This window comes from Kitasatospora sp. NPDC054939 (assembly GCF_053610105.1).
The window spans coordinates 1-19,550 of the sequence record NZ_JBSGXP010000078.1 but is presented as its reverse complement, the minus strand read 5'-3'; the positions used below and the strand labels follow the sequence as shown (position 1 = coordinate 19,550).

The 19,550-nt window shown below is 72.9% G+C and carries 14 protein-coding genes; 12 read left to right on the top strand and 2 right to left on the bottom strand.

Annotated elements, in window-relative coordinates; genetic code table 11:
- Positions 1-119 precede the first annotated feature (119 nt).
- The 5 genes from mreC (at position 120) to ACWGB8_RS21990 (ending at position 7,320) form a co-directional block, all read left to right on the top strand.
- Positions 120-1,064, top strand: coding sequence for a rod shape-determining protein MreC (mreC, locus tag ACWGB8_RS22010; protein WP_452215245.1), 945 nt, complete (start codon positions 120-122; stop codon positions 1,062-1,064).
- 2 nt (positions 1,065-1,066) lie between these two features.
- Positions 1,067-1,708 (top strand): rod shape-determining protein MreD, encoded by a 642-nt coding sequence (gene mreD / locus ACWGB8_RS22005; protein WP_452215244.1) that lies wholly within the window; start codon positions 1,067-1,069, stop codon positions 1,706-1,708.
- 45 nt (positions 1,709-1,753) lie between these two features.
- Positions 1,754-4,000 carry a penicillin-binding protein 2 gene (gene mrdA, locus ACWGB8_RS22000; RefSeq protein ID WP_452215243.1) on the top strand — a complete coding sequence of 749 codons (2,247 nt, stop codon included), beginning with the start codon at positions 1,754-1,756 and terminating at the stop codon, positions 3,998-4,000.
- Positions 3,997-5,196, top strand: a complete 1,200-nt coding sequence (rodA, locus tag ACWGB8_RS21995; protein WP_452215242.1) for a rod shape-determining protein RodA — start codon at positions 3,997-3,999, stop codon at positions 5,194-5,196. The genes mrdA and rodA overlap by 4 nt, the downstream gene beginning before the upstream one ends.
- 195 nt (positions 5,197-5,391) lie before the next feature.
- Positions 5,392-7,320 carry a TIGR03960 family B12-binding radical SAM protein gene (locus ACWGB8_RS21990; protein WP_452215241.1) on the top strand — a complete coding sequence of 643 codons (1,929 nt, stop codon included), beginning with the start codon at positions 5,392-5,394 and terminating at the stop codon, positions 7,318-7,320.
- A gap of 104 nt (positions 7,321-7,424) precedes the next feature.
- On the opposite strand, the gene ACWGB8_RS21985 is transcribed toward ACWGB8_RS21990, so the two are convergent.
- Positions 7,425-8,870, bottom strand: coding sequence for a recombinase family protein (locus tag ACWGB8_RS21985; RefSeq protein ID WP_452215240.1), 1,446 nt, complete (start codon positions 8,868-8,870; stop codon positions 7,425-7,427).
- 353 nt (positions 8,871-9,223) lie between these two features.
- Between ACWGB8_RS21985 and ACWGB8_RS21980 the strand changes: the two genes are divergently transcribed.
- The 5 genes from ACWGB8_RS21980 to obgE all read left to right on the top strand — a co-directional run bounded on the left by ACWGB8_RS21980 (position 9,224) and on the right by obgE (position 16,506).
- Positions 9,224-10,024: a TIGR03936 family radical SAM-associated protein gene (locus ACWGB8_RS21980; RefSeq protein WP_452215239.1), complete on the top strand. Its 801-nt coding sequence runs from the start codon at positions 9,224-9,226 to the stop codon at positions 10,022-10,024.
- Between the two features lie 395 nt (positions 10,025-10,419).
- The gene (locus ACWGB8_RS21975) at positions 10,420-14,091 is read left to right on the top strand and encodes an Rne/Rng family ribonuclease (RefSeq protein WP_452215238.1); all 3,672 of its coding nucleotides are present in this window, start codon (positions 10,420-10,422) and stop codon (positions 14,089-14,091) included.
- Positions 14,092-14,321: 230 nt separating this feature from the next.
- On the top strand, positions 14,322-14,639 hold the full coding sequence (rplU, locus tag ACWGB8_RS21970) for a 50S ribosomal protein L21 (RefSeq protein WP_452215237.1): 318 nt from the start codon (positions 14,322-14,324) through the stop codon (positions 14,637-14,639).
- A gap of 12 nt (positions 14,640-14,651) precedes the next feature.
- Positions 14,652-14,909 (top strand): 50S ribosomal protein L27, encoded by a 258-nt coding sequence (gene rpmA / locus ACWGB8_RS21965; protein WP_030058248.1) that lies wholly within the window; start codon positions 14,652-14,654, stop codon positions 14,907-14,909.
- Between the two features lie 121 nt (positions 14,910-15,030).
- Positions 15,031-16,506, top strand: a complete 1,476-nt coding sequence (gene obgE / locus ACWGB8_RS21960) for a GTPase ObgE (RefSeq protein WP_452215236.1) — start codon at positions 15,031-15,033, stop codon at positions 16,504-16,506.
- An 84-nt stretch (positions 16,507-16,590) separates the two neighbouring features.
- Here obgE and ACWGB8_RS21955 read toward each other — a convergent pair whose 3' ends face one another.
- On the bottom strand, positions 16,591-17,355 hold the full coding sequence (locus ACWGB8_RS21955; protein WP_452215235.1) for a hypothetical protein: 765 nt from the start codon (positions 17,353-17,355) through the stop codon (positions 16,591-16,593).
- A 307-nt stretch (positions 17,356-17,662) separates the two neighbouring features.
- On the opposite strand from ACWGB8_RS21955, the gene proB reads away from it, so the two are divergent.
- Both proB and ACWGB8_RS21945 read left to right on the top strand, forming a co-directional pair.
- On the top strand, positions 17,663-18,799 hold the full coding sequence (proB, locus tag ACWGB8_RS21950; RefSeq protein ID WP_452215234.1) for a glutamate 5-kinase: 1,137 nt from the start codon (positions 17,663-17,665) through the stop codon (positions 18,797-18,799).
- Between the two features lie 130 nt (positions 18,800-18,929).
- The gene (locus ACWGB8_RS21945) at positions 18,930-19,454 is read left to right on the top strand and encodes a hypothetical protein (RefSeq protein ID WP_452215233.1); all 525 of its coding nucleotides are present in this window, start codon (positions 18,930-18,932) and stop codon (positions 19,452-19,454) included.
- Positions 19,455-19,550: the final 96 nt, after the last annotated feature.

Sequence of the window (19,550 nt, the reverse complement as noted above, 5' to 3'; positions counted from 1 at the left end):
GACGGGCCGGCGGACCGCCGGCCCGATCCGACCGAACAATCGAACGCAACCGAACGGCCCTCACCCGGGGCCCGCGGCCCGGGGTGGGCGGCCAGGTACGAAGGGGCAGTACCAGCACCGTGAGGGACACACGAGAGAGCCGGCTGCTGCTCATCCTGCTGGTGGCGGTCGCCTTCGCCCTGATCACCGTCGACATCAAGGGCGGTGAGACCTCCCCCCTCGGCGGTGCCCGGCGCGCCGCGGCCGGCGTCCTCGGCCCGGTCGAGCGGGCCGCCGCCGGAGCCGTCGACCCGGTCGCCGACACCGTCCGCGCCTTCCGCGACGCCGCCACCGACAGCGGCCGGACCGACCAGCTCGCCCGCGAGAACACCGAGCTGCGCCAGAAGCTCGCCTCCTCCGACATGGCCGGCGCCCGCACCAAGCAGCTCGACGACCTGCTGCGCACCGCCGGGGCCGGCGGATACACCGTCAAGGCCGCCCAGGTCATCGCGATCGGCCCGGCCCAGGGCTTCTCCTGGACCATCACCGTCGACGCCGGCAGCGACGACGGCCTCACCCGCGACATGACGGTCATCAACGGCCAGGGCCTGGTCGGCCGGATCACCACGGTCGCGCCCACCACCGCCACCGTGCTGCTCGCCTCCGACCCCGGCTTCACCGCCGGCGCCCGGCTGGAGGGCAGCGGCGAGATCGGCTTCGCCGCCGGGCAGGGCACCAGCCCGATGAAGGTCTCGCTGCTCAACGGCAAGGCCCAGGTGAAGGCGGGGGACCGGCTGGTCACCTTCGGCTCGCAGAGCGGCCGGCCGTTCGTTCCCGGCGTGCCGGTGGGCAAGGTCGTCGAGGTCGAGGCCACCCCCGGCCAGCTCACCAAGACGATCATGGTCGAGCCCTTCGTCCAGTTCACCCGGCTCGACCTGGTCGGTGTGGTCGTCGTCCCGCCGCGCACCGACCCGCGCGACGCCGTCCTGCCGCCCGCCCAGGCCGGCCAGGCCCAGGGCGCCGCCGCGGCGCCGGTCGGCCCGGCCGCCGCCGTCCCGCCCGCCAAGCCCAATGGGGGGAACTGAGCATGCGCCTCGCCCGCATCCCCGTCGCCGCCGTCCTCGTCATGCTCGGCCTGATCCTCCAGGTCAGCGTGCTCGGGCGGCTCCAACTGCCCGGCGCCACCCCCGACGTGCTGCTGCTCGTCGTGGTCGGCCTCGCCCTGGTGTACGGGCCCACCGGCGGCTGCCTGGTCGGCTTCGCGGCCGGACTGCTCGCCGACCTGGCCCCGCCCTCCGACCACGCCGTCGGCCGGTACGCGCTGGTGCTCTGCCTGATGGGCTACGCCGCCGGGCTCTACCGCCCCGAGCACGGCCGCCAGCGCTCGGCCGCCAGCGCCCTGCTGGTCGTCTCGGTCGCCGCCATCGCCTCCACCCTGCTGTACGCGATGGTCGGCGCCCTGGTCGGCGACACCGCCGCCCGCCACGTCGGCCTGGGCGGACTGGTGCTCAGCGCCCTGCTGTACGACCTGCTGCTGGCGCCCTTCGTGGTGCCGCTGGTGATGTGGGTGGGCCGCCGCTTCGGCAAGGACCCGGTCGAGACGGCCGGCGGCGACGAGGACGGCGGCTCCGGCCTCGGCACCCTCGCCCGCTACCGCACCACCCGCGAGGCCTCCGGCTCGCCCGTCTACAAGAAGCGCCGCGGCCTGGGCCTGGCCAAGCGCCCGTAGGCCCCGCAGACCCCGACCCCTCCCGCACCCTGGAGCACGCGAGACGTGAGCAACATCCCCGAGACCGGCCGTACCCGGCGGGTGACGATCCGGCTGGTGGTGCTGCAGATCCTGGTGCTGTCGCTGCTCGCCACCCTCGGCGGACGGCTCTGGTACCTGCAGATCCGCAGCGCCAGCGAGTACACCGCCAAGGCGACCGGCAACCACATCCGCGAGGTCGTCGAACCGGCCGTCCGCGGCGAGATCCTGGACGCCTCGGGCCGCATCCTGGCCGGCAACGAGACCAAGCTGGTGGTCTCGGTCAGCCGCACCGCGCTGATGCAGCAGAAGGACAAGGGCAAGGCGGTGCTCACCCGGCTCGCCGAGGTGCTCGGGATGCAGGCCAAGGACGTCCAGGAGAAGGTCCGGCTCTGCGACCCCAAGACCCCGCAGCCCTGCTGGAACGGCTCGCCCTACCAGCCGATCCCGGTCACCAAGGACGCCACCACCCAGCAGGCGATGCAGATAATGGAGCGCCGCGAGGACTTCCCCGGCGTCACCGCGCAGCCCACCGCCGTGCGCCACTACACCGGCGTCGAGGGCGCCAACATGGCGCAGGTCCTCGGCTACCTCTCCCCGGTCACCGACGAGGAGGTCTCCAAGACCGCCGAGAAGACCGGCATGGACCGCTACCTGCCCGCCGACCAGATCGGCCGCGCCGGACTGGAGTCGGTGTACGACCGCGACCTGCGCGGCACCACCGGCATCACCAAGCTGGAGGTCGACAACCTCGGCCGGGTCATCGGCACCGCGGGCGCCGTCGAGCCGCGGGCCGGCGACAACCTGGTGACCAGCATCGACGCCCGGGTGCAGAAGGTCGTCGAGGACCAGCTCAAGGCCGCCATGGAGGAGGCCCGCAAGGTCTGGGACAAGAACACCCGGCGCAACTACGAGGCCGACTCCGGCGCCGCCGTCGTGATGGACGTCAAGACCGGCCGGATCATCGCGATGGCCAGCGCGCCGACCTACGACCCCAACATCTGGCAGGGCGGCATCTCCGGCAAGGACTACCAGGGGCTGACCACCAAGGAGTCCAACTTCCCGCTGCTCAACCGGGCCATACAGGGTCAGTCCGCCCCCGGCTCCACCTTCAAGGTGGTCTCCACCGCCGCGGCCGCGCAGGCCGGCTACGCGCTCAACGGCAACTACCCCTGCCCGAGCAGCCTGACCATCGGCGGGCGCGAGTTCAAGAACTTCGAGAGCCAGGGCCACGGCAGCATCACGCTGGCCCGCGCCCTGGAGGTCTCCTGCGACACCGTCTTCTACGGGCTCGCCTACGACCAGTGGATGGCCGACGGCGGCATCAAGCCCAAGAAGGAGACCAAGGACTGGTTCTACAAGACCGCCCACCAGTTCGGCCTCGGCGCCAAGACCGGCATCGACCTGCCCTCCGAGGCCCCCGGCCGGGTGCCCGACCGGCAGTGGAAGCAGTCCTTCTTCGACGCCAACCGGGACGCCTGGTGCCGGCAGGCCGAGAAGGGCGGCAAGGAGTACACCGACCTGATCGCCAAGGAGAACTGCGTCGACGGCTACGTGCTGCGCGCCGGTGACGCCGTCAACTACGCCATCGGCCAGGGCGACACCCTCGTCACCCCGCTGCAGATGGCCCGGATCTACTCGGCGCTCGCCAACGGCGGCACGCTCTGGCGGCCCACCGTCGCCAAGGCCGTGGTCAGCCCCAGCGGCGAACTGGTCCGCGAGATCGCCCCGCACGAGGACGGCAAGCTGCCGATCGACGCCAAGTCGCTGCAGTACATCGACCAGGCCACCGAGGGCGTCGTCTCCACCGGTACCGCGGCCTGGAAGTTCACCGGCGTCGGCTGGCCGCAGGGCAAGATCGAGCTGCACGCCAAGACCGGCACCGCGGAGGTCGAGGGCAAGCAGACGACCTCGTACCTGACCACGTACAGCCGCGACTACGCGGTCGTGATGACGATAAGCCAGGGCGGCACCGGCTCCGGCGGCTCCGGCGACTCCGTGCGCCGGATCTACCAGGCGCTCTACGGTGTGGACGACAAGGGCAACGTCGACAACGGCAAGGCGCTGCTACCCAAGCCGCAGGCTGAACTGCCGAGCTTCAACCCCGACGGCACCGCGATCATCAAGCAGGCCGCGTACGGCGACCCCGGCGTGGGCGGCCCCTCCCCGCGGGTCTTCCTCGACCCGGCGCAGCCGCTCGGCCAGGTGACCGTGCTGACCCCGGCCGAGCCGGCCGTACAACCCACCCGGGTCACCGGAAGGAGCCGGGCATGAGCACCTACGGCTCGTACCGCCAGCTGCGGCTCGCCCCGCAGCGGCGCGGGGTGTCCAAGGCATTGGCCAAGGACTCGCCGATCTGGCGGCTGGACTGGATACTGCTGCTCGCCGCGCTCGTCCTCTCGCTGGGCAGCTCGCTGCTGGTCTGGTCGGCGACCAGGGGCCGCGACAACCTCACCCACGGGGACCCGCAGTACTTCCTCTACCGGCACCTCACCAACCTGATCATCGGGCTGGCACTCTGCGCGGTGGTCATCGCGATAGGGAACCGGCGCTTCCGCACGGTCGTGCCGTTCCTGTACATCGCCGTGATCGGGATGCTGATCGCCACCCTCAGCCCGCTCGGCTCGACCATCAACGGGCAGCACTCCTGGATCCAGTTCGGCGGCGGCTTCTCGATCCAGCCCGCCGAGTTCGCCAAGCTGGCGATCGTGCTGGGCATGGCCGTGGTGCTCTCGGCGCAGGTCGACGCGGGCGAGCGGGAGTTCCCGCCGCACCCGGCGGTGCTGCGGGCGCTGGTCTGGGCGACCCTGCCGATGGCGATCGTGATGCTGATGCCGGACGCCGGCTCGGTGATGGTGATGGCCGTCATCGTGCTCGGCATCCTGCTGGCCTCCGGCGCGGCCAACCGCTGGGTGTTCGGCCTGATCCTGGCCGGCATCGGCGGCTGCATCGCGATCTGGAAGCTCGGGGTGCTCAGCAAGTACCAGATCGACCGCTTCGCCGCCTTCGCCAACCCGGCGCTCGACCCGTCCGGCGTCGGCTACAACACCGCCCAGGCCAGGATCGCGATCGGCTCCGGCGGGCTCACCGGCAAGGGCCTCTTCCAGGGGACCCAGACCACCGGCCAGTTCGTGCCCGAGCAGCAGACCGACTTCGTCTTCACGGTCGCCGGCGAGGAACTGGGATTCGTCGGCGCCCTGGCGATAATCCTGCTGCTAGGCGTGGTGCTCTGGCGGGCCTGCCGGATCGCCCGCAACGCCACCGACCTGTACGGGACGATCGTCGCGGCCGGGGTGGTGGCCTGGTTCGCCTTCCAGTCCTTCGAGAACATCGGGATGTGCCTGGGCATCATGCCGGTCGCCGGCATCCCGCTGCCGTTCGTCTCCTACGGGGGGTCGTCGATGTTCGCGGTCTGGGTGGCGATCGGGCTGCTGCAGGCCGTACGGAGCCAGCGGCCGATAGCGGCGTAGCAGGCCGGCCGAGGGGCCGGCCCGGGGCGAGCACCCCGGGCCGGCCCCTCCGTGCTGGCGCCACGGGCGTCCCGGTGGACGACCCCCCGAGTCGGCTACCCTTGAGGGTCACCCCTCCCAGCCGTTGCCCACCGTCCCGCGAGCGGGAGCCGGTGCGGGCGACACCTCATCACACGTCGTAAGGGTTCCTAGTACATGACTGTCGAATCGGTCTTCCCACGCCTGGAGGCACTCCTCCCGCACGTCCAGAAGCCGATCCAGTACGTCGGCGGCGAGCTCAACTCGACCGTCAAGGACTGGGACGCCTGCGACGTCCGCTGGGCGCTGATGTACCCCGACGCCTACGAGGTGGGCTTGCCCAACCAGGGCGTCATGATCCTCTACGAGGTGCTCAACGAGCGCGAGGGCGTGCTGGCCGAGCGGACGTACAGCGTCTGGCCGGACCTGGAGGCGCTGATGCGCGAGCACGGCGTCCCGCAGTTCACGGTGGACGCGCACCGCCCGGTCAAGGCCTTCGACGTGTTCGGGCTCTCCTTCTCCACCGAGCTCGGCTACACCAACATGCTGGCCGCCCTCGACCTGGCCGGCATCCCGCTGGAGGCCCGCGAGCGCACCGAGGACGACCCGATCGTGCTGGCCGGCGGGCACGCCGCGTTCAACCCCGAGCCGATCGCGGACTTCATCGACTGCGCGGTGATCGGCGACGGCGAGCAGGCCGTCCTCGACATCACCGCGATCGTCCGCGCCTGGAAGGCCGAGGGCCGCCCCGGCGGGCGCGACGAGCTGCTGCTGCGCCTGGCGAAGACCGGCGGGGTGTACGTCCCGCGGTTCTACGACGTCGAGTACCTGGCCGACGGCCGGATCGGGCGCGTCGTGCCGAACGCCCCGGGCGTGCCGTGGCGGGTCTCCAAGCACACCGTCATGGACCTCGACGAGTGGCCCTACCCGAAGCAGCCGCTGGTCCCGCTCGCGGAGACCGTTCACGAGCGGATGTCCGTCGAGATCTTCCGCGGCTGCACCCGCGGCTGCCGCTTCTGCCAGGCCGGCATGATCACGCGCCCCGTGCGGGAGCGAAGCATCACCGGCATCGGCGAGATGGTCGAGCGCGGACTGAAGGCGACCGGCTTCGAGGAGGTCGGCCTGCTGTCGCTCTCCAGCGCCGACCACACCGAGATCGGCGACGTCGCCAAGGGCCTGGCCGACCGCTACGCCGAGGACAAGATCGGCCTGTCGCTGCCCTCCACCCGGGTCGACGCCTTCAACATCGACCTCGCCAACGAGCTGAGCCGCAACGGCCGCCGCTCGGGCCTCACGTTCGCCCCCGAGGGCGGCAGCGAGCGCATGCGCAAGGTGATCAACAAGATGGTGTCGGAGGAGGACCTCATCCGCACCGTCGCCACCGCCTACGGCAACGGCTGGCGGCAGGTGAAGCTGTACTTCATGTGCGGCCTGCCCACCGAGACCGACGAGGACGTGCTGCAGATCGGCGAGATGGCGAAGAACGTCATCCAGAAGGGCCGCGAGGTCACCGGTCAGAACGACATCCGCTGCACCGTCTCCATCGGCGGCTTCGTGCCCAAGCCGCACACGCCGTTCCAGTGGGCCCCACAGCTGTCCGCCGAGGCCACCGACGCCCGGCTGGCCAAGCTGCGCGACTCGATCCGCGGCGACCGCAAGTACGGCAAGAACATCGGCTACCGCTACCACGACGGCAAGCCCGGCATCGTCGAGGGCCTGCTCTCCCGCGGCGACCGCCGGGTCGGCGCGATCATCCGCGCGGTGTACGACGACGGCGGCCGCTTCGACGGCTGGCGCGAGCACTTCTCGTACGACCGCTGGATGGCCAGCGCCGAGAAGGGGCTGGCCGGCACCGGGGTCGACGTCGACTGGTACACCACCCGCGAGCGCAGCTACGAGGAGGTCCTGCCCTGGGACCACCTGGACAGCGGTCTGGACAAGGACTGGCTCTGGGAGGACTGGCAGGACGCCCTGGAGGAGGTCGAGGTCGACGACTGCCGCTGGACCCCGTGCTTCGACTGCGGCGTCTGCCCGCAGCTCGGTCTCGACATCCAGATCGGCCCCACCGGCAAGAAGCTGCTGCCGCTGACGGTCGTCAACAAGTAACGCTGTGCTGATGCCGTCGGCCCCGTACCGGTACGGGGCGCTCGCCAATAATACGACGCTGTTCCTGATCGACGTGCCCCCGACGTTTCTGGTGCTACACGGCATCAGCGGGCTCCGTCCGGGAACACGTCCCGCTTGACGATCAGCCCCTCCTCCACAGTCGGCGGAACGGCCAACTCCAGCCCCACCTCAGGGGCTCTCTGCCCGGGGACCCTCGTCCGGCGGACCCGGCAGGTGACCAGCGCCCGGCGCAGGTCGTCCGCCATGGTCGCGCTCCCCTCGCGCTGCCAGCGGTCGCCGAAGGTGTCGCCGTTCGAGGACAGCGTCCAGCAGGATTCCGTAGGCCCGTCACCGCCGCCCGTACCCGCCTGGTACTCCCGTACGCGCACGGGCAGCGATCCCAGTCTGGTCATGGCCTCGGTGAAGAGCCTTCCGTACACGGCATCCGGCTGCGGTGCTCCCAGACCTCCGCTCGGGCAGGTCCGACAGCGCAGGTAGGCGTAAGTGCGCTGATTCGTCCTGGTCCGCTGGACCGTCATGTTGGTGTCACAGTCCGCACACACCAGAACTCCCAGGAACTCGGTGACGCCGCCGGGGCTCCGGCGGGGCTGGGCGACGGCCCTGCAGTCGAGTGCCGCCTGCAGCGACTGCCACTCCCGCTCGCTGAAGATCGGATCGGCCACCCGAATGGGGTTGCCCTTCCGGTCGCACACGATTCTCGACCGGCGGGTGCCCGCATCCCCGTCCGCCTCGACCCGCCACCCGCGCAGCGCCGGATTCCGCAAGCGACGCAGGAGCGTTGCGGCGGTCCACCGGCCTCCGCCGCCGGTGGTGACCCGGGCCCGGAGGAGCACTGCGGCCATCCGGCGCGCCGACACCCCACGCAGTGCCGCGCCGTGGCACCAGCGCAGAACGCGGCAGGCGCCGGGCTCGACGACCAGCTTGCCTCCGGCATCCGTCGTGTAGCCGTAGGGGGGCTTCCCTGCGAGCCAGTCCGACTGGGTCTTCGTGTACGCCCAGAGACTGGTGACGCGCGTGCTGGTGCCGCCCGCCTCCAGTTCGGCCACGCTGCCGATCACCTTCGCGAGCTCCTTGCCCGCTGCTGTGGACAGGTCGATGGCTTCGTGCTTCGAGACCATGTTCTTCCCATGGTCCGCGCACCAGGCGATCATGACGTTCAGGTCGGTCAGACGGCGGACGAAGCGGTCCAGCTTCCAGAAGAGCAGGACGTCGAAGTCCGGAGCCCGATCGTTCAGCCAGTGCCCCAACTGCCGGCGTTTCCACGGAGGGACCCGGGTCGCCGAGGCGTTCAGGTCGCTGGCCACGCCGACGACGCGGAAGCCGCGATCCCGTGCCAGTTGCCGTAGATCGAGTTCCTGGCGCACCGGCGATGTGGTGTCGGCAGTGAAGGTCGAGAGTCTCACCGACAGGAGAGCACGAGGTGCGTTCCAGGGGAGAGAGCATTCATCCGTCAGCAGTTCGGCGAGGAGCGTGAGGTCGTTCTCGCGCCAGTGCACCTGCCGTGAGTTCCGTGTCGGTTTGGTGTCCACGGAACGAGGCGGCCGGTGGTCGGATGTGGTCCTGTCGCTTTATGTCCGCAGATGGACACCCACATCCAGATCGGCCCGACCGGCAAGAAGCTGCTGCCGCTGACCGTCGTCAAGTAGCGGCGGGCGGCCCGCCCGTACGGCACCCGCGACCCCCGGCCGGAGAACTCCGGCCGGGGGTCGTCCGTACCTCCGCTGACCAGGGGCGGAGCGAGGGGCCCGCGCGGGCGCGTACCCTTTGAGGTGACAGAGTCCGGACAGTGGCGGGAAACCGCCGTACCGGACGGGGACAACTGACTAAGGACTGAGCGACCCTGGCACGCCGTACGCCCGACGGTCCGCCGCCCGCACCGACGGTGCAGCGCATCCGTCTCCGCTACACGAAGCGCGGCCGGCTCCGCTTCACCAGCCACCGCGACTTCCAGCGCGCCTTCGAGCGCGCACTGCGCCGCTCGGCCGTCCCGATGGCCTACTCGGCCGGCTTCACCCCGCACCCCAAGGTCTCGTACGCCAACGCCGCCCCCACCGGTGTGGCGAGCGAGGCGGAGTACCTGGAGATCGGCCTCGCCGCCCCGCGTGACCCGGAGCAGCTGCGCGCGCAGCTCGACGAGTCGCTGCCGGCCGGCCTGGACATCATCGACGCGGTCGAGGTGCGCACCCCGAACTTCGTGGAGCGCCTGGAGGCCTCCGAGTGGCAGGTCCGCCTGGACGGTGTCACCGGCGAGGAAGCGGCCCGCGCGATCGGCCTCTTCCTGGCCGAGGAGCGCGTCGAGGTCGAACGGCTGACCAAGAACGGCGTGCGGATCTTCGACGCGCGCGGTGCGGTCGCCGCACTCGAACTCGTCCAGTCGCAGGTCGGCGACGGTGCGGACACGGCGGGTGCGGGGCCCCGCGATGTTCGGACGGGCCGACCCTGTGCGATACTGCGCCTGGTAGTACGACACGCCACACCCGCCGTACGACCCGACGACGTATTGTCCGGTCTCCGTGCGACGGCCGACCTGGCGCCGCCGGTCCCCGCAGAGGTGACCAGGCTGGCGCAGGGGCCGCTCGACGAGGAGTCCGGCACGGTGTCCGACCCGCTGGCGCTCGACCGCGCCGCGGCCCCCACCGGCCCTGTGGCGGCCGGCGAGCCGCGCGCAACCGCGTCCGCCTAGCGGGAGGAGAGGCCGGGTCCAGATCCCTGGACCTGATCGCCCTCCGGGCCGCCGCTGCTCCCCAGGGGAGCGAGCGTCGTCGAAGCACAGGCCGGCCTCTTGCGGCCCGCCGACCAGGACGGTCGGTGGGCCCGAGGACCCCGTCCGGGAGCCACCCGGGGTTGGGGGACGGCGAAGCTTGGGAAAACCTCAGAAGACTGGTCAGACCAGAAGACTTTCGACACCCCGCCGAGGGCGGGGCGCCGAGCGAGACTACGAGCCCCTGTGCGGCCTCGCGTCCGTACGGCGGCACCGTGAAAGGTCCGGCCCGAGCATCGTCACCGATGCCGGCCGGCCGCCGGTGCCGCGCCGTGCCCGGATGCGGAGCCCGGGGGCCTGACGGGAGATCCACCCGCATGCTCGATAACACCGATCCGCAGCAGAGTGCGGCGCCGGAGCAGAACGAGAACGCCGTGACCGGCGTCGACGGCGTCTCCACCGCGCCGCCGCCGCGCCGCCGTCGCCGCGCGGTCTCCCGCCCCGCGGGCACCCCGCAGGGCGCTGCCGTCGAGGCCGCCGAGACGGTCATCCCGGCCGAGGCCCAGGCTGCCGCTCCGGCCGCCGAGCCGGTCGAGGCCGCCCCGGTCGCCGAGGCGCCCGCCGAGAAGCCGGTCCGGGCCCGCCGGACCCGCAAGCGTGCCGAGGCACCCGCCGGTGCGCCCGAGGCCACCGCGATCGTGGTCACCGCACCGGAGGCCGCCGAGAGCGCCGCCGCCCCGGTCGCCGAGGCGCCCGCGGCCGAGCCCGCCGCCGTCGAGGCCCCGGCCGAGAAGCCCGCCCGGGCCCGCCGGACCCGCAAGCGCGCCGAGGCCGCCCCGGTCGTCGAGACCCCGGCCGAGGAGCCCGCCGCCGTCGCCGAGGAGCCGGTGGCCGAGGAGGCCGTCGAGGCCCCCGCCGCCGAGGAGCCGGCCGAGAAGCCGGCCCGCCGGACCCGCCGCCGCCGCGTCGCCGAGGCCCCGGTCGAGGAGCCGGTGGCCGAGGAGGCCGTCGCCGAGCCCGTCGCCGAGGAGCCGGCCGCCGAGGAGGAGCCCGCCGCCGAGCAGGCCCCGGTCGAGGCCGCGCCCGTGGTGCAGCCCGCCCCGGCCGCCGAGGCCGAGCCGCCGCACCGGGTGCGCCGCCGCGCGGTCCGCCCGTCCACCGCGATCTTCCAGGCCCCGGTCTTCCAGGAGCCGGCGCCCTACACCGCCCCCGCGGCCCCGGCCGCCGCCCCGCAGCCCGTCGCCGAGTCGCCGGCCGAGCCGGAGGCCGTCGAGGGGGGCGAGGCGCACGACGACGAGTACGAGTACAGCGGCGTCGGCCGCCGCCGCCGCACGCCCGTCCGGGTACAGCCGCCGGCCCGTGGCCGGGCAGCCGCCAGGGCCGCCGCGAAGGCCGCGGCCCCGAAGGCCGCCGCGCCGAAGACCGCCGCCCCGAAGGCCGTCGAGCCGCAGGCGGTCGAGGTGCCCGCCGAGGAGCCGCAGGCCGTCGAGACCGCCCCCGCCGCCGGCCCCGAGCAGGAGGCCGAGTGGGAGGAGGACCGCCCGTCCCGCCGCCGCCGTCGGGGCGGCCGTCGCCGCCGCCGCGGTGAGGCCGAGGACTTCGAGGCCGAGGCCGCCGAGACCGAGCAGCCCGTCGAGGAGCCGGTGTCCGCCGAGGCCGAGGACGAGGGCGAAGGCGAGGAGGACGAGGACGACCTCGCCGCCGGCCTGGCGACCTCCCGCCGCCGTCGCCGCCGTCGCCGCCGCAGCGGTGAGGCCGGTCCCGCCGAGAGCGCCGAGACCACCGAGGACGGCGTCCGGACCGTGGTGAAGGTGCGCGAGCCGCGCCGCCGCTCCACCGAGCCGTCGTTCGACCCGGACGAGGTGCAGTCCATCAAGGGCTCCACCCGCCTGGAGGCCAAGAAGCAGCGCCGCCGCGAGGGCCGCGAGCTGGGCCGCCGCCGGGTGCCGATCATCACCGAGGCCGAGTTCCTGGCCCGCCGCGAGTCGGTCGAGCGCGTCATGGTGGTGCGCCAGAACGGCCAGCGCACCCAGATCGGCGTCCTGGAGGACGGCGTGCTCGTCGAGCACTACGTCAACAAGGAGCAGGCCACCTCGTACGTCGGCAACGTCTACCTGGGCAAGGTCCAGAACGTGCTGCCGTCGATGGAGGCCGCCTTCGTCGACATCGGCAAGGGCCGCAACGCGGTGCTGTACGCCGGTGAGGTCAACTTCGGCGCGCTCGGCGGCCACGGCGGCCCGCGCCGGATCGAGTCGGTGCTGAAGTCCGGCCAGTCCGTGCTGGTGCAGGTCTCCAAGGACCCGATCGGCCACAAGGGCGCCCGCCTGACCAGCCAGATCTCGCTGCCCGGCCGCTACCTGGTGTACGTGCCCGAGGGCTCGATGACCGGCATCTCCCGCAAGCTGCCGGAGAACGAGCGCGCCCGCCTGAAGCAGATCCTCAAGAAGATCGTCCCGGACGACGCCGGCGTCATCGTGCGCACGGCCGCCGAGGGCGCCTCCGAGGAGGAGCTGACCCGCGACGTCCAGCGGCTGCAGCAGCAGTGGGAGGACATCCAGAAGAAGGCCGCCACCGGCAACGCCCCGGCGCTGCTGTACGGCGAGCCGGACATGACCGTCCGGGTCGTCCGCGACATCTTCAACGAGGACTTCACCAAGGTCATCGTCTCGGGCACCGAGGCGTGGAACACCATCCACGACTACGTCTCCAACGTGGCCCCGGACCTCACCGAGCGCCTGCAGCGGTGGACCTCCGAGGTGGACGTGTTCGCCACCTACCGGATCGACGAGCAGCTGATGAAGGCGCTGGACCGCAAGGTCTGGCTGCCCAGCGGCGGTTCGCTGGTGATCGACCGCACCGAGGCGATGGTCGTCATCGACGTCAACACCGGCAAGTTCGTCGGCCAGGGCGGCAACCTTGAGGAGACCGTCACCCGCAACAACATCGAGGCGGCCGAGGAGATCGTCCGCCAGCTGCGGCTGCGCGACCTCGGCGGCATCATCGTGATCGACTTCATCGACATGGTGCTGGAGTCCAACCGCGACCTGGTGCTGCGCCGCCTGCTGGAGTGCCTGGGCCGGGACCGGACCAAGCACCAGGTGGCCGAGGTCACCTCGCTGGGCCTGGTGCAGATGACCCGCAAGCGGGTCGGCCAGGGCCTGCTGGAGTCCTTCTCCGAGGCGTGCGTGCACTGCAACGGCCGCGGCGTGATCGTGCACATGGAGCAGCCGACCGCCCAGGGCGGCGGCGGCCACGTGCACGCCGCCGGCGAGCCCGCGGCCCAGGGCGGCGGCAAGCGCCGGCGCCGGGGCAAGGGCGGTGCGGGGCAGGACGAGCCGCAGGCCGTCGAGGCGGTGCTGGAGTCGGCCGAGGAGCTCGACCTCGTCGAGGACGACGTCGTCGAGCCGGTCGAGGCCGCGGTGTCCGTGGAGCCGGTCGAGGCCGTCGAGCCGTCCGAGCCGATCGAGGTGCCGCAGGCCGAGCAGGCCCCGGCCGCCCCGGTCGAGGCGCCGGCCGTCGCGCCGGTCACCGGCCGCCCGCGCCGACGTGCGGTGCGCAAGGCGACCGCCCCGGCGGGTGCCCCGGCCGAGGCCGAGATCGTGGTGCTGCAGGCCCGTGCCGACGCGGCGCTGGAGGCGGCGCTGAGCGCTGCCGCCGGCGGTACCGAGGCGCAGGCCGAGCCGGTCGCCGAGCCGGTGGCGGAGGCCGCCGTCGAGGCTGCCGCCGAGGCCCCGGAGCCGGTCGCCGAGCCGGTCGTCGAGGCCGCCGAGGAGCCGGCCGTCGAGGCCGCCGCCGCGGAGGGTGACACCGAGGCCGCTGCCGAGGGGCCCGCCGCTGCGGAGTCCGCCGAGGCCGCTGCCGAGGAGTCCGCCGAGGAGGCGCCGGCCCCGAAGAAGCGGGCGCCGCGCAAGGCCGCCGCCAAGAAGACCGCTGCCAAGAAGACGACGGCAGCGGCGAAGAAGACCACCGCCCGCAAGACCGCGACCAAGCGGACCAGCGCGGCGGCCAAGAAGGCCGCGGCTGCCGAAGGTGATACGGCCGCCGAGTAGTGCCCGTCGGACCGGAGGGGCGGGACGCAGTGCCCGCCCCTCCGGCGTTCGTACGGGCCGGTTTGCCCCACCGGCTCCCGGTCCGTATTCTTGACCATCGGCGTGTCTGCGCCTTGCTCCCGAGCACATCACCTCCCAGGCCTCCGCAAGGAAGCCGGGGAGAGGCCCCTGTGTCCGTACCCAGGTGGCTGGCGTCGGGAGTCCGACCGAGTTAGGAAAGTGGGTACCGCATGTACGCGATCGTTCGCGCAGGCGGGCGCCAGCACAAGGTCGCCGTGGGCGACGTGCTGGAGATCGACCGTATTGAGGCCAAGCCGGGTGACTCGGTCGAGCTCTCGACCGTTCTGGTGGTCGACGGCGAAGCCGTCACCTCCGACCCGTGGGTCCTCGCCGGCGTGAAGGCTCACGCCGAGGTGGTCGACCAGACCAAGGGCGACAAGATCGTCATCCTGCGCTACAAGAACAAGACCGGCTACCGTCGCCGCCAGGGTCACCGCCAGCAGCACACCGCTGTGCGGATCACGAGCATCGACTCCGTCAGCAAGTAAGGGGATAGCGAGATGGCACACAAGAAGGGCGCAAGCTCTACCCGTAACGGCCGTGACTCGAACGCCCAGCGCCTCGGCGTCAAGCGCTTCGGCGGCCAGGTCGTCTCCGCCGGCGAGATCCTCGTCCGCCAGCGCGGCACCCACTTCCACCCGGGTGCGGGCGTCGGTCGCGGTGGCGACGACACCCTGTTCGCGCTGACCGCCGGTGCCGTGCAGTTCGGCAACCGTCGCGGCCGCAAGGTCGTCAACATCGTGGCCGTCGAGGCCTGAGTCCAGCGGGACTCGCGAGTCTCCTGAGACTCACAATGAAGGGTGGGCCGGAATGCTCCGGCTCACCCTTCGCGTTTGAAGCAGGACAAACCTTTCGTATGTCGCACTGGAGGCACACCCCATGACCACCTTCGTGGACCGCGTCGAGCTTCACGTCGCCGCGGGTAACGGGGGCCACGGCTGCGCCTCCGTGCACCGGGAGAAGTTCAAGCCGCTCGGCGGCCCCGACGGCGGCAACGGCGGTGAGGGCGGCAGCGTCATCCTCACCGTGGACTCCCAGGTCACCACCCTGCTGGAGTACCACCACTCGCCCAAGCGCAAGGCCACCAACGGCAAGCCGGGCGCGGGCGGCAACCGCACCGGCGCCGAGGGCCACGACCTCGTCCTGCCGGTGCCGGACGGCACGGTGGTGCTCGACCGCCAGGGCAACGTCCTCGCGGACCTGGTCGGCCACGGCACCAGCTTCGTCGCCGCCGCCGGCGGCCGCGGCGGCCTGGGCAACGCGGCGCTGGCCTCGGCCCGCCGCAAGGCGCCCGGCTTCGCGCTGCTCGGCGAGCCGGGCGAGTACCGCGACATCGTGATGGAGCTCAAGTCCGTCGCCGACGTCGCGCTGGTCGGCTACCCGAGCGCCGGCAAGTCCTCGCTGATCTCGGTGCTCTCCGCGGCCAAGCCGAAGATCGCCGACTACCCGTTCACCACCCTGGTGCCAAACCTGGGCGTGGTCACCGCCGGCGAGACCGTCTACACCATCGCCGACGTGCCGGGCCTGATCCCCGGCGCCAGCCAGGGCCGCGGCCTCGGCCTGGAGTTCCTGCGGCACGTCGAGCGCTGCTCCGTCCTGGTGCACGTGCTGGACTGCGCGACCCTGGAGCCCGGCCGCGACCCGCTGAGCGACCTGGAGACCATCGAGTCCGAGCTGGCCGAGTACGGCGGTCTGGAGGACCGTCCGCGCCTGGTCGCGCTGAACAAGGTGGACGTCCCGGACGGCCAGGACATCGCCGACCTCACCCGGGCCTCCCTGGAGGAGCGCGGCTACCGGGTGTTCGAGGTCTCCGCGGCCTCCCGCGCGGGCCTGCGCGAGCTCAGCTTCGCCCTGGCGCAGATCGTCGGCCAGGCGCGTGCCGCCAAGCCGGTCGAGGAGTCCACCCGGATCGTGCTGCGGCCCAAGGCCGTGGACGACGCGGGCTTCACCATCACCGAGGAGGACGGCGCCTTCCGCATCCGCGGTGTCAAGCCGGAGCGCTGGGTCCGCCAGACCGACTTCTCCAACGACGAGGCCGTCGGCTACCTGGCCGACCGGCTGGCCCGCCTCGGCGTCGAGGAGAAGCTGTGGAAGGTGGGCGCCCAGGAGGGCGACACCGTCATCATCGGCTCGGACGAGAACGCCGTCGTCTTCGACTGGGAGCCGACCATGGCCGCCGGTGCCGAGATGCTCGGCCGCCGCGGTGAGGACCACCGGTTCGAGACCCAGCGCCCGGCGGTGGACCGCCGCCGCGACAAGCAGAAGGGCCGGGACGCCGCCGAGGCCGAGTTCCTCGCCTTCGAGGCGCTCTCCAGCGGCCGCCAGGCCGAGATCGAGGGCGACGAGGACCACTGACGGTCCGCCGGCCCGCCGTCGTACGCGAGCGGCCCCCGCCCCCTTCCGGGGAGCGGGGGCCGCTTCGGCATGGCCGACCGGGCGTCACTTGGCCCAGGAGGCCTGGAGCTTGAGGTTGTCGGTCAGGTCGGTGTAGCCGACCGAGGCGGGCGCGGTGCCGGTGGTGGCGATGATCACGCAGCCGGTGACGGTGCTGCCCTTGCCGAAGCCCTGGAACTTCGCACCCGTGCACTTGGGCAGCGGGTTGGCGGCGCTGATGACGTTGAGGCCCTTGCGGCCGGTGTTGTCGAAGAGCACCAGCTTGGAGTCCGGGGCGGTGAAGGAGAGGCTCGCGTCCCCGACGTTCTGCATGGTGTACCGGACGTACATCGGGGTGCGGCCGTCCAGGCCGACGGTGTTGACCTTGGCGGCGGTCAGCTCGGCCAGCGAGCCGACCTCGACGCCGGTCACGGTGATCTGGAGCTTGGTCGCGACCTTGGCGTTCTTGTCGGCGAAGTCGACGGTGGCGGGCTGGCCGTACTTGACGGCGGTGGCGGCCTGCGGAGCCCCTGCGCCGCCGGTCGCGCTCGCGGACGGTGTGGCGCCCCCCGCGCCCCCGGTGCCGTTCGCGCCGGCGGTGCTCCCGCCGGTGCTCCCGGCGGTCCCGCCGGCCGGGGCGGAGGCGGTCGAACCGCCCGCGCCGCCCGCCGAGCCGCCCCCGGCCGGGGTGCTCGCGGCCGGAGCGGTGCCGCCGCCGGGGCCGGCGACCCCGCCGGCCGGGTCGCTGTTCTCCGGCCCGCAGGCGGTCAGCGACAGGGCGGTGGCCGCCGCGAGCGCGGCGACGGTGAGCTTCATGGTGTGGTTGCGCATCGGTGCACGTGTTCCTGGGCACCCGTCCGCGCACCGTCACCGGCCTGCCCCTGCGGTGGTGCCCGATCCGAAAACGGTCGGAGACATGGGTAAACAGCGGGCAAGAAGCCGTCCCCCGATCTGGCTTGCGGTCAGGGACCCTACCAGTCGATCGAATTGGTGTCCGAACGGCGCGCCCGGTCCGTCCGCGGCCCGGTCCACCGGATGAAATGCCGTACGAGGCGGGTGCGCCGATCGCGTAGATTGCCCGCAGCGGCCGGGCCGGGCCCGTCGTACCCGCACCACACAGCGAAGGGCGCCAGAGCACATGCGTGACGATGCACTCCGGGAAGAGGTGCTGACCGCACGGCGGATCGTCGTCAAGGTCGGCTCCTCGTCACTGACCACCGCCTCCGGAGGGCTGGACGCCGACCGGGTGGACGCCCTGGTCGACGCGCTCGCCAAGGTGCGCGGCCGCGCCGGCGCCCCCGAGGTCGTCCTGGTCTCCTCCGGTGCGATCGCGGCCGGCCTCGCCCCGCTCGGCCTGGAGCAGCGCCCCAAGGACCTCGCCCGCCAGCAGGCCGCCGCCAGCGTCGGCCAGGGACTGCTGGTCGCCCGCTACACCGCCTCCTTCGCCCGGTACGGCATCCGGGTCGGCCAGGTGCTGCTGACCGCCGAGGACGCCAGCCGGCGCGCCCACTACCGGAACGCGTACCGGACCCTGGACCAGCTGCTGGCGATGGGCGCGATGCCGATCGTCAACGAGAACGACACGGTCGCCACCGCCGAAATCAAGTTCGGTGACAACGACCGGCTTGCCGCGCTGGTCGCCCACCTGGTCCGCGCCGACCTGCTGGTGCTGCTCTCCGACGTCGACGGCCTCTACGACGGCGACCCGAGCCGCCCCGGCACCAGCCGGATCGGGGTGGTCGCCGGCCCGCAGGACCTGGACGGCATCGAGATCGGCAGCGCCGGCAAGGCCGGGGTCGGCACCGGCGGCATGGTCACCAAGGTCGAGGCCGCCCGGATCGCCACCGGCGCAGGCATCCCCGTGGTGCTGACCGCCGCCAGCCAGGCCGCCGACGCGCTGGCGGGCCGGCCCACCGGCACGCTGTTCCTGCGCACCGGCAGCCGCTCCTCGGACCGGATGCTCTGGCTCGCCCACGCCAGCACCCCGCGCGGCGCCCTGCACCTCGACGAGGGCGCCGTGGCGGCCGTCGTCTCCGGGGGCGCCTCGCTGCTCCCGGCCGGGGTCGTCGGGGTCGACGGGGACTTCGCCGCGGGCGATCCGGTGGACCTTCTTGCCGAAAACGGCCACATCGTGGCGCGCGGACTGGTCAACTTTGATGCGAGGGAGTTGCCCCGCCTGCTCGGCCGGTCGACCCGGGAGCTGGCCCAGGAGTTCGGCGCCGCGTACGAGCGCGAGGTCGTCCACCGCGACGACCTGGTCGTCCTGCGCGCCTGACGCCCCGGACGGCCGCCGGGCCGACCCGCCCGCGCGGGGCAGCGGGCAGCGGCCCGCACCGGGCCCGGGCCCCGGGGCGGACGAGGGGACGACAGCGTCGAGGACGACAGCGCCGAACAGGAGGCCGCCGGTGGAACACGGGCGTGAGGCAGCGCTGACGGGAGGACCGGCAGGCCGACGGCTGACCAGCATCGACGGCGGGCGCGGCGGCGACCCGGAGCCGGCCGATGCGGGCGGACCGGCCGCCGCCCGCCCGGTCCGGTCGGTGCGGCCCGAGCGCCGGGCCGAGGCCGAACCGCCGGCCGGGCCGGAGCAGGCCCGGCTGTGGCACGTCGTGCTGAGCGTCGCGGGGCAGGTCACCCCGCTGACCGCGCTGCGGGCCGGCCTGGAGCGGCTGGCGCACGACCACTCCTTCTTCCTCACCGCCCGGTACGCGGCCGACCACGCCGAGATCCGCTACTGGGAGCAGGCCCGCGACCTGCACGACGCGGCGGCGATGGCGCTGCGGCTGTGGGGCGAGCACAAGGCCACCGCGAAACTGCCGCCGTGGGAGATCGTCGGCCTGGAGGTCGTCGACCGGGCGACCTACCACAAGCGGGTGGCCGAGGGCTTCGGCGATCCGCCGCCGCAGCTGGGCGGCGTGTACCCGTACTGACCGGGCGGGGCGTCCGCGGACGCCCCGCCCCGGGCGCCCGCCGGCCGCGGGCCCGCCCGGCACCACCGCGCCTGGCGGGTATACACAACACCGAGC

Excerpts from the sequence above, each read along its gene's own strand:
- rodA (WP_452215242.1), top strand. The coding sequence starts at position 3,997 with ATGAGCACCTACGGCTCGTACCGCCAGCTGCGGCTCGCCCCGCAGCGG.
- rpmA (WP_030058248.1), top strand. The coding sequence starts at position 14,652 with ATGGCACACAAGAAGGGCGCAAGCTCTACCCGTAACGGCCGTGACTCG.
- proB (WP_452215234.1), top strand. The coding sequence starts at position 17,663 with ATGCGTGACGATGCACTCCGGGAAGAGGTGCTGACCGCACGGCGGATC.
- mreD (WP_452215244.1), top strand. The coding sequence starts at position 1,067 with ATGCGCCTCGCCCGCATCCCCGTCGCCGCCGTCCTCGTCATGCTCGGC.
- ACWGB8_RS21975 (WP_452215238.1), top strand. The coding sequence starts at position 10,420 with ATGCTCGATAACACCGATCCGCAGCAGAGTGCGGCGCCGGAGCAGAAC.
- obgE (WP_452215236.1), top strand. The coding sequence starts at position 15,031 with ATGACCACCTTCGTGGACCGCGTCGAGCTTCACGTCGCCGCGGGTAAC.
- ACWGB8_RS21955 (WP_452215235.1), bottom strand. The coding sequence starts at position 17,355 with ATGCGCAACCACACCATGAAGCTCACCGTCGCCGCGCTCGCGGCGGCC.
- rplU (WP_452215237.1), top strand. The coding sequence starts at position 14,322 with ATGTACGCGATCGTTCGCGCAGGCGGGCGCCAGCACAAGGTCGCCGTG.
- ACWGB8_RS21990 (WP_452215241.1), top strand. The coding sequence starts at position 5,392 with ATGACTGTCGAATCGGTCTTCCCACGCCTGGAGGCACTCCTCCCGCAC.